The sequence below is a fragment of the Motilibacter deserti genome (assembly GCF_011250635.1).
Classification (GTDB): domain Bacteria; phylum Actinomycetota; class Actinomycetes; order Motilibacterales; family Motilibacteraceae; genus Motilibacter_A; species Motilibacter_A deserti.
Window position 1 is genome coordinate 1 of the sequence record NZ_JAANNP010000079.1, and the last position, 8577, is coordinate 8577.

Annotated in this window: 9 protein-coding genes; 4 read left to right on the forward strand and 5 right to left on the reverse strand. The window is 75.8% G+C overall.

The window, feature by feature from the left end:
• The 4 genes from mug to G9H71_RS19620 form a co-directional block, all read left to right on the forward strand.
• The coding region (mug, locus tag G9H71_RS19605; RefSeq protein ID WP_231135140.1) for a G/U mismatch-specific DNA glycosylase at window positions 1-497 on the forward strand (497 nt) is incomplete at its 5' end.
• Entirely contained in the window at window positions 494-871 is a 378-nt protein-coding gene (locus G9H71_RS19610) for a VOC family protein (RefSeq protein ID WP_166284476.1), read from the forward strand. The genes mug and G9H71_RS19610, both read left to right, overlap by 4 nt.
• Window positions 872-997: 126 nt before the next feature.
• Window positions 998-1390, forward strand: a complete 393-nt coding sequence (locus G9H71_RS19615; RefSeq protein ID WP_231135141.1) for a hypothetical protein — start codon at window positions 998-1000, stop codon at window positions 1388-1390.
• Window positions 1391-1473: 83 nt separating this feature from the next.
• On the forward strand, window positions 1474-2166 hold the full coding sequence (locus G9H71_RS19620) for a DUF6766 family protein (RefSeq protein WP_166284478.1): 693 nt from the start codon (window positions 1474-1476) through the stop codon (window positions 2164-2166).
• A gap of 2 nt (window positions 2167-2168) precedes the next feature.
• Here the strand turns inward: G9H71_RS19620 and G9H71_RS25305 are convergent, their stop codons facing one another.
• From G9H71_RS25305 to G9H71_RS19645, 5 genes are all read right to left on the reverse strand, one after another.
• Window positions 2169-3122 (reverse strand): DUF389 domain-containing protein, encoded by a 954-nt coding sequence (locus tag G9H71_RS25305; RefSeq protein WP_166284479.1) that lies wholly within the window; start codon window positions 3120-3122, stop codon window positions 2169-2171.
• Between the two features lie 34 nt (window positions 3123-3156).
• The gene (locus G9H71_RS19630) at window positions 3157-5529 is read right to left on the reverse strand and encodes an ABC transporter permease (RefSeq protein ID WP_166284480.1); all 2373 of its coding nucleotides are present in this window, start codon (window positions 5527-5529) and stop codon (window positions 3157-3159) included.
• A 2-nt stretch (window positions 5530-5531) separates the two neighbouring features.
• Entirely contained in the window at window positions 5532-7118 is a 1587-nt protein-coding gene (locus G9H71_RS19635) for a sensor histidine kinase (RefSeq protein ID WP_166284481.1), read from the reverse strand.
• Window positions 7118-7864 carry an ABC transporter ATP-binding protein gene (locus tag G9H71_RS19640; RefSeq protein WP_166284482.1) on the reverse strand — a complete coding sequence of 249 codons (747 nt, stop codon included), beginning with the start codon at window positions 7862-7864 and terminating at the stop codon, window positions 7118-7120. Before G9H71_RS19640 ends, G9H71_RS19635 begins: the two co-directional genes overlap by 1 nt.
• Window positions 7865-7966: 102 nt before the next feature.
• Window positions 7967-8575 (reverse strand): LysE family translocator, encoded by a 609-nt coding sequence (locus G9H71_RS19645; RefSeq protein WP_166284483.1) that lies wholly within the window; start codon window positions 8573-8575, stop codon window positions 7967-7969.
• Window positions 8576-8577 lie beyond the last annotated feature (2 nt).

Here is an 8577-nt window from a genome sequence, read left to right on the forward strand (position 1 = left end):
TCGCGGCCCCGGGGCTGCGCGTCTTGTTCTGCGGCATCAACCCCGGCCTCTACACCGCGTTCACCGGCTTCCACTTCGCCCGTCCGGGGAACCGCTTCTGGCCGGCGCTGCACCGGTCCGGCTTCACTTCGCGCCAGTTCGACCCCTCCGAGCAGGCCCTGCTGCTGCCGCTCGGGATGGGCATCACCAACGTCGTCGACCGGGCCACCGCCACCGCAGCGGAGCTGGGCCGCGAGGAGCTCGTCGCAGGCGGGGCGGCGCTGGCTGCGAAGGTGCGGGATCTGGCTCCGGCGACGCTGGCCGTGCTGGGGGTGACGGCGTACCGCGCGGCGTTCGGGCTGCCGAAGGCGCAGCTGGGGCTGCAGCCGGACGCGATCGGCAGCACGGCGGTCTGGGTGCTGCCGAACCCCAGCGGCCTGAACGCGCACTACACGCCCGCCGCCCTGGCCGAGAAGTTCGCTGAGCTGCGGGAGTTCGTGGGTAGGACAGAGTCATGACCAGCGCCTTCGCCGTCCTCGCGATCGACGCGAACGACCCGTCCCTCGTCGCGCGCTTCTGGATCGACGTGCTCGGCTGGCGCGTCCTCGAGGAGGCCGAGGGCATCGTCACCATCGGGCCCGCGGACGGCGGGTGGCCGACGATCGACGTGGTGCCGGTCCCGGAGCCGAAGACGGTCAAGAACCGGCTCCACCTGGACCTGCGCGCCGACGGCACCTCGACCGAGGCCGAGCTCGAGCGGCTGCTCGCGCTCGGCGCCACCCGGGCGGACGTCGGGCAGCCGGCCGACGCGACCTGGGTCGTGCTCGCCGATCCCGAGGGCAACGAGTTCTGCCTGCTGTCGCGGACGGTGCAGCAAGTGACGGCGCGCTAGCGAAGCCCGGCTCGCCGAAGCTGGCGCAGGACGCCGGCCACCCCGACGTGGCGCTTGATGGCGGAAGGTGGCGCGCTGCTTGGGCGCCGCTTGATCAGCGCGCCAGCGGGTAGCCCGATGATCGTGATGCGCAGAACGACCCCCGCCGTTATCCTCCTCGGCCTCGCCTGCGCCGGGTGCGCCGGCAGTCGCGGCGACGCCGCCGAGACGGCCGCGACGCGCTTCGCGCAGGCCCTCCAGTCCCAGGACGGTGAGTCCGCGTGCGCCGCGCTGGCGCCCGCGACGCTGGAGGAGCTCGAGCAGGACGAGCAGCAGGAGTGCGCGGAGGCGATCACGGCCCAGGAGCTCAACGACGCCGGAACCGCTGTCGGCGTCGACGTCTTCGACGGGCAGGCCCGGGTCCGCCTCGAGCACGACACCTACTTCCTGTCCCGGTTCGACGACGGCTGGCGGGTCGTCGCCGCCGGCTGCACCCCGCGCGAGGGGCTGCCGTACGACTGCACGGTCAAGGGAGGCTGAGCGGTGCGCGCCATGTTCGTCGCCTACGTGGCGGTCATCGTCGCCGGGCTCGTCTACTTCACCGCGCTCGGGCTGGCGCAGCGATGAGCGACCAGAAGCAGGAACGTGGATTCCTGCGTGACAATTCGCTCTCGCTGGTGTTCGGTGCTCTGTTCCTACTCACCCTCGCCCTGCAGGCGTGGGCCGGCTGGGCGCAGGAGAACAACGACCTGCGGCAGGCCGAGCTCGACACGGTGTCGTTGCTGCACTACCTGACCACCGCCAGCTTCGGTGCGGACGTGCTGGAGAACTGGCAGTCGGAGTACCTCCAGTTCTTCCTCTTCCTGTTCGGCACGGTGTGGCTGATCCAGCGCGGCTCCCCCGAGTCGAAAGAGGCGGGCAAGGAGGGCCCGGAGTCCGACGAGGACCAGCAGGTGGGCGCCTACGTCGAGCACGACACGCCGACCTGGGCGCGCGTCGGCGGGTGGCGGACCCGGGTCTACTCCCGGTCGCTCGGCATCGTGATGGCGCTGATCTTCCTGGCGTCGTGGGCCGGCCAGTCGATCGCCGGCTGGGCGGCGTACAACGAGGAGCAGCTGCGCGAGCTGGCGACGCCGACGAGCTACGGCGGCTACGTGCTGTCCGCCGACTTCTGGAGCCGGACGCTGCAGAACTGGCAGTCCGAACTGCTCGCCGTCGGGTCGTTCGCGGTGCTCGCGATCTATCTGCGCCAGCGCGGGTCGTCGCAGTCGAAGCCCGTCGGCGCCGCGCACTCGTCCACCGGAATCGAGGGCTGACGTCAGCCGCGCCGGCCGGGGTGCCCCCGCCGTACCCAGCGCCAGGCGTTGCGCTGGACGACGAGCGTGAGCAGGGCGGCGAGGACGATGCACCCGAGGTTGACGCCCAGCTGCACGAGCGAGCCCCACGCCTCGTCCCGCTGGCCCGTCACGGTCGCCGCCGCGATCTCAGCGGCGGCCGGAACGGTCGTGACGCTGATGAAGACCCCGACGAGCGCACTGGACTTCGCTGAAGTGAGCGACACCGTCCCGGCGACGCCGGCCAACAGGGCCACGATCACGCTGAAGACGTCCGGGTGCGCGACGAAGGACGTCAGCGGGCGCTGCCCCTCCAGATAGGACTCCGGCACCCGCCCGACGGCGTCGAGCAGCGCGACTCCGAGCGCGGTCAGGGCGATCGCCATGGCGAAGCCGACGAGCACCGCCCGGGCGGACCGCCAGACGTGCCCCCACTCGCGCCCGAGCAGGGCCACGGCGACGCCGGCGAGCGGCCCGAACTCCGGCCCGAGCACCATCGCCCCCACGATCAGCACCTGGCTGTCCAGCAGCAGGCCGACGGCGGCGATCAGCGTCGCGACGGTGAGGAAGAGCAGGAACGACGCCGAGAGCGTGGAGTCCTCCCCGGTCGTCGCCGACAGCTGCTCCCACACGAGCGCGTCCGCCCCGGCTCCCGGCGCCGCCGCGCGCGCCTCGTCCGCGTAGCCGCCGAGCGCGGAGTCGACGGTCTCGAGGCTCACGGACGCGAGCCCGTCGGCCGGGCCGGCCCCGCAGCCGCGCAGCGCCTCGAGCACCGCGTCCGCGGCCTCGCGCGCCACGTCGGCCTGCACGAGGTCGCCGCTCGGCTCGACCGCGGCCCCGCTCAGCAGGACCACGTTGGTGGCGCCCGGCTCCCGCCGGAAGACGTCGAGCACCCCGGGCGTGAGCGGCGGCGGACTGATGACGCGGAAATGGATCACGGCAGGCAAGTGTGGACGGTGCGCACGGCTGCGCCTAGTCGGCCCGGAGCACCCGCGCCGGCCGCACCCGCGCCGCCCGCCACGACGGCAGCACGGCCACGAGGACGGCAAGCGCCGCCGCCGCGGGCACGAGCGCGAGCAGCGCGCCGACGGGCACGTCGACGTCGGTGGCCACCCCGAGGGCGACGGCGGTCTCGTACCAGAGCAGCCGGCCGACGCCCAGCCCGAGCGGCACACCGACGGCCAGCGCCACCGCCACGGTGGTCAGGGCGGTCGTCACGAACGCACCTGCGACCTGCCCCGGGGTGAAGCCCAGCGCGCGCAGGGTGCCGACGTCCTGGGCGCGGCGCCGGGCCAGCAGGCCGAGCCCGTGGGCCAACGCCGCCGCGGCGAGGGCGGCGAGGAACCAGCCGAGCACGCGGGGCAGCGCGAGCAGCCCGGTCACGTTGGCGACCTCGACCGGCTGCTCGGCGCGCCCCAGCTCGAGGCGGGCCTTGTGGTCGTCGTAGAGCGCGTCGACGTGTCCGGGGCTCGTGGCCCGGACGAGTCCCGACAGCGTGGGCGCGCCCTCGGTGAGGGACTCGAGCGCGGGCAGCGTCAGCGCGAGCGTGCTGCCGAGCGGACGGGAGTCGACGACGGGGAGGAGGACGGTCCCGACGACCCGCAGCCGGCGCGGGGCGCCCTCCGGTGGGGTGACCTCGAGCCGGTCCCCGACCCCCAGGTCCAGCGAGTCCGCGAGCCGGGGGCCGAGGGCCACCTCGTCGTCGGCCGCAGGCATCCGGCCGTCCAGCACCTCCCAGTGCAGGCTGCCCTTGCGCTCGGTGACGCCGAACGCCGACAGCAGGCTGCCGCCCGCGCGCACGCTCGCCTCTCCGGCGAGGGCCAGGGCACCGACGCGGGGGTCGGCGGCCAGCTCGGTCATCACGTCCGGCTTGGCGTCGACGTAGACGAAGTCGGCCGGCCACCCGTAGCGCTCCGGCGTCGCGTCCAGCCGCTGAAGGCTCGCGCCGAACGTCGTCGCGGCCACCACCCCGCACACGCCGAGCACCGCGCCCACCAGGGTCGTACGCACCGGCACGGCGCTGCGGCCTCGCCCGCGGGCGAAGGCGAAGGCCACCCCGACCGCCGCCGCCGGCCCGCCCGGCAGCCGGGCCGCGCCGCGTACGGGAGCCTCCGGCGCGTCCGCCCGCGCGCGCCCGGCCCGGAACGCTGACAGCGCGGTGAGCGCGAGGAAGACGCCCGCCGTCGCGACGCCTCCGACCGCGGTCACCGCCGCGTCCGGGCGCCACCCGGGGTCGGGCTCGACCCACTTCAACGCCCCCAACGGCTCGATCCAGCCGGCGAGGAGGCCGCCGGCGACCGCGACGGCCGCGGCGACCGACGCGCCGAGCAGCGCCGGGAGCATGCGGGCGAGCACGCGCTCGGCGGCGGTCAGCCCGAGCGCAGCCTCGGTCCGCTGCTCCCCCGCCCCGGCGGCGTGGTGCCGGGCGAGGGCCTGGCCGACGGCGAACGCTCCCGCGAGGGCGGTGACGAGGGCGAACGCGCCGAGCGCGATCCCGGCGGCGTGCCGGGCGGCGCGTACGCGGGGGTCGCCCTCCTGCTCGGAGAAGGTCGCGCGCAGCGGCCCGAACTCCTCGGCCCCCGGGGGAGGGTCGGCCGACAGCCGGTCGAGCCCGGCGGAGAACGCGGCGGCGTCGGCGTAGCCGCCGCGGAGCCGGACGAGCAGCGTCGAGCCCGGCGAGAACTGGGCGTAGGCCCGGGCGAAGGCGGGGCTGGCGAACCACGGGCCGACGCCCTGGCCGGTCGAGCCCGCCATCCGCACCACCCCGACGACGCGCAGGTCGACCCGCGGCCCGTCCGGCTCGCCGAACCCCTCGTCGAAGCTGAAGATCTCCTCGACGGTGAGGAACGTGTAGTCGACGACGTCGCCCACCCCGACGCCCATCGCGCGGGCGAAGCGCTCGTCCACCGCGACCTCGTCGATAGCGTCGTCGGCGGGCATCCGCCCGTCCACGGGGACGGGGGTGATGAGCCCGGGCGGCCGCGGCTGGCCGGAGCTGATCGAGACGTAGACCAGGTCGTCGTCGGCGAGCTTGCCGACCGTCGTGAGGCTGGACCACGCCGACTCGACCTGCGGCAGCCGCGTGACGGCCGGCACCTGCGCGGGGTCCAGGACCATCACGCGGGCGTCCTCGGCCGAGCTCGCGTCCACGAGCCGGGAGTACGCGCTGGACGTGCGCGCGGCGAGCGCGAAGGCACCGATCACGACCGCCCCCGCGAGCCCGGCGACCAGGCCGACGAGGACGATCCCGGCCCAGCGCCGGCGCAGCTCGACCCGTCCGACGGCGCGCACCGCGCCCCACGCCGTCCTGGTGCCGGCACGGGGGCCGGGACCCGGCCACCTCATGGTCACGCCGCCTGCAGGGCCGGGCGGACCCGGCCGCTCACGCAGGTGCCCTCGCCCAGGGCCGACGTCCAGGTGACGCGCCCCCCGATGGCGCCCAGCCGGTCGGCCATGTTCTCGAAGCCCGAGCCGGGGCGGACGGTCGCGGCGTCGAAGCCGGGGCCCTCGTCGCGTACCTCGAAGCAGAGCTCGCCCTGCTCCTCCCACACGCGCAGCGTCACCGGCGCGGCGGGGGCGTGCTTGGCCGCGTTCTGCAGCGCCTCGAGGCAGCAGAAGTAGACCGCCTCCTCGACGCCGGCGGCGTAGCGGCCGACCGAGGCGTGCACCGTCACCGGCTGGCGGGCCCGCGCCGCGGCGGCCGGCAGGGCCTGGGCGAGGCCCGCCTCGACGAGCAGCGGCGGGTAGATCCCGTGCGCGAGGTCGCGGACCTGCTGGACCGTGGCGCGCGCGTCGGCGGCGGCCTCCTCGAGCAGCTCGACGGCGGCGGCGGGGTCCTCGGTGACCAGGTCCTTGGCGAGGCCGAGCGTCACGGCGAGCGCGACCAGGTGCTGCTGCGCCCCGTCGTGCAGGTCGCGCTCGATGCGCCGGCGCTCGGCGTCCGCGGCGGACACGAGGCGCGCCCGGCTGCGCCGCAGGTCGGTGTTGGCGTCGCGCAGGTCCTCGAGCGTCGTGCGCAGTGCGGAGTCCAGGACGCGGTTGCGCAGCACGACGCCGAGCCGGCGGCCGACGTCGGCGAGCACGCGCTCCTCCGCCTCGCCGAGGCGCGCGGCCTGTGCGGACCGCCCAGCCACCACGAGGCCGAGGACCGAGCCCGCGTGCAGCGCGGGGGTGAGCCGCAGCTGGTCGTCCTGGCGCCCGTCGAGCAGGTGCGGGATCCACAACCGGAGCCACGCCTCCCCCGCGACGCCGGCGCGCGCGAGCAGCGCGAGCTCCGGCGCCTCCAGCGGCGGGACGGATCGCCCGTCGTCGGGGAGCCGCAGCGTCCGCTCCAGCCGGGTGCCGTCGCCCGTCCACACCTCGACCACGTCGAGCGAGAGCGTGCGGCGCAGGGACGTCGCCAGCTGGTCGAGCAGCTCCTCGACCGGCGCCCCGGACGTCGCCCGGTCCCCGAACGCGCGCAGCACCTCGTCCGGGGAGCGCCGCACCCCGAGCAGAGCGCGCGCTGCCGCCCGGGTCGTCCGCCGCACCAGCGGCACCGCGGCGGCGGAGGCCGCAGCGGTGCCGAGGGCCACCGGGAGCACGAGCCTGCGCTCCTCGTCGGCGGGCAGCCGGCCCAGGACCAACAACACCACCCCGAGCGCGATCAGCACCGTGGCCCCCACCGCGCCGAGCGCGGCGGCCGCCGTCAGGACCGGGCCGGCCGACCGGCGTACGCGGGGGCCGTCCGCGGCGGCGAGCAGCGCCGGCACGAGAGCCACCACGGCGAGCACGGCCTCGGTGGCCCCCGGCCCGGTGTCGCTCAGCGCGCGCACGGCCAGCGCGACGAGCGCCCCGACCGACGCGAGGCCCAGGGCGGCAGCGAGCAGGAGCAGGCGCTGCCGGCGTGCGGGCAGGGCCGCGCGCCGGGCCGAGGGAACGGTTTCCGCACTCATCACACGGCCGCCGCGGCCGGCTCGTCGCTCACGGCCCGGCCGTCGCGCATGCAGACGACCCGCTCGGCGCCGGCCGCGACCTCGCTGCTGTGCGTCACGAGCAGGATGCTCTGGCCGGCAGCGTGCAGCCGGGTGAACAGGTCGAGGATCTCGGCCGCGCCCGCGGAGTCGAGCGCGCCGGTCGGCTCGTCGGCGAGCAGCAGCGTGGGCCGGTTCGCGAGCGCCCGCGCGATCGCCAGCCGCTGCCGTTGACCGCCCGACAGCGCCCCCGGTGCCTTGCGCGCCTTGTCCAGCAGGCCGAGCAGGTCGAGCAGCTCGGCCGCGCGCGCCTGCGCCTCCCGCCGGCCGCACCCCGCGGTGAGAGCGGCGAGCGCGACGTTGTCGGCCACGCTCATGCCCTCGAGCAGGTGGAAGAACTGGAACACCAGCCCGACGTGCCGGCGGCGGGCCTTCGCGAGCGCGCTCTCACCGAGGCCGGTGATCTCCTCCCCGGCGAGCAGCACGCTGCCGTCGTCCGCGGGCTCCAGCCCGGCCGCGACGTGCAGCAGCGTCGACTTGCCACAGCCGGACGGGCCCATCAACGCGACGAACTCGCCACGCCCGACGCGCAGGTCGACACCCCGCAGCGCGCGCACCGGCGCGGTGTCCGGGTTGTACGTCTTGCGCACGCCACGCACGTCGAGGGCCGCCTCCGCGGCCGGTGCCCGCGGAGGCGTCCGCCCGCTCGAAGCCGTTCCGTCCGCCACGGCGCCACACCCTAGGGACGCCGGGCGGGGTCAGGGGGCGGTTCTCCACAGCCGGCATGCCAGCACCACCGCGGCGGGGGATGCAGGCTCCCCCGGGCGGCGTCAGCGCTGCTGCAGCGCCAGCCGTCCCGCGAGGCCGACGTAGGTCGCGGCGAACGTGCGCCGCATCCACAGCACCACTCGCGGTCGAGAGACGACCTGGGCCCGGACGCCCGCGGCGAAGAGGCCGTACGCCGCGAACACGACGAGCGTGACCGCCATGAAGACCAGGCTCAGCCCCGTCATGCGCAGCCAGCCGTTCGGCTCGCCCGCGGGCACGAACTGCGGCAGGAACGCGAAGAAGAAGACGGTGAGCTTGGGGTTGAGCACGTTGATGAGGACGGCCTGCCGGATCACGGCCCAGCCGGGGGCCGGGGCCGGCGCCCCCTTGCCGTCGCCGTCGTCGCCGCTGTCGACGTGCAACGGGGTGCGGTCGCGCCAGGTCTGCCAGGCGAGGTAGAGCAGGTAGGCGACGCCGAGGTACTTGATCGCGGAGAAGGCGACGGCCGACGCGTGCAGCAGCGCGGCCAGCCCGGTGATGGCCGCGAGCATGTGCGGGACGACCCCGAGCGTGCAGCCGAGTGCGGCCACGACGCTCGCGCGGGCTCCACGGGCCAGGCCGGCGGCCACTGTGTAGAGCGCGCCCGTGCCCGGCGTGGCGACGACGACCAGCG

Coding starts and splice junctions, on each gene's coding strand:
- G9H71_RS19610 (WP_166284476.1), top strand. CDS start 494: ATGACCAGCGCCTTCGCCGTCCTCGCGATCGACGCGAACGACCCGTCC.
- G9H71_RS19635 (WP_166284481.1), bottom strand. CDS start 7,118: ATGAGTGCGGAAACCGTTCCCTCGGCCCGGCGCGCGGCCCTGCCCGCA.
- G9H71_RS19615 (WP_231135141.1), top strand. CDS start 998: ATGCGCAGAACGACCCCCGCCGTTATCCTCCTCGGCCTCGCCTGCGCC.
- G9H71_RS19630 (WP_166284480.1), bottom strand. CDS start 5,529: ATGAGGTGGCCGGGTCCCGGCCCCCGTGCCGGCACCAGGACGGCGTGG.
- G9H71_RS19620 (WP_166284478.1), top strand. CDS start 1,474: ATGAGCGACCAGAAGCAGGAACGTGGATTCCTGCGTGACAATTCGCTC.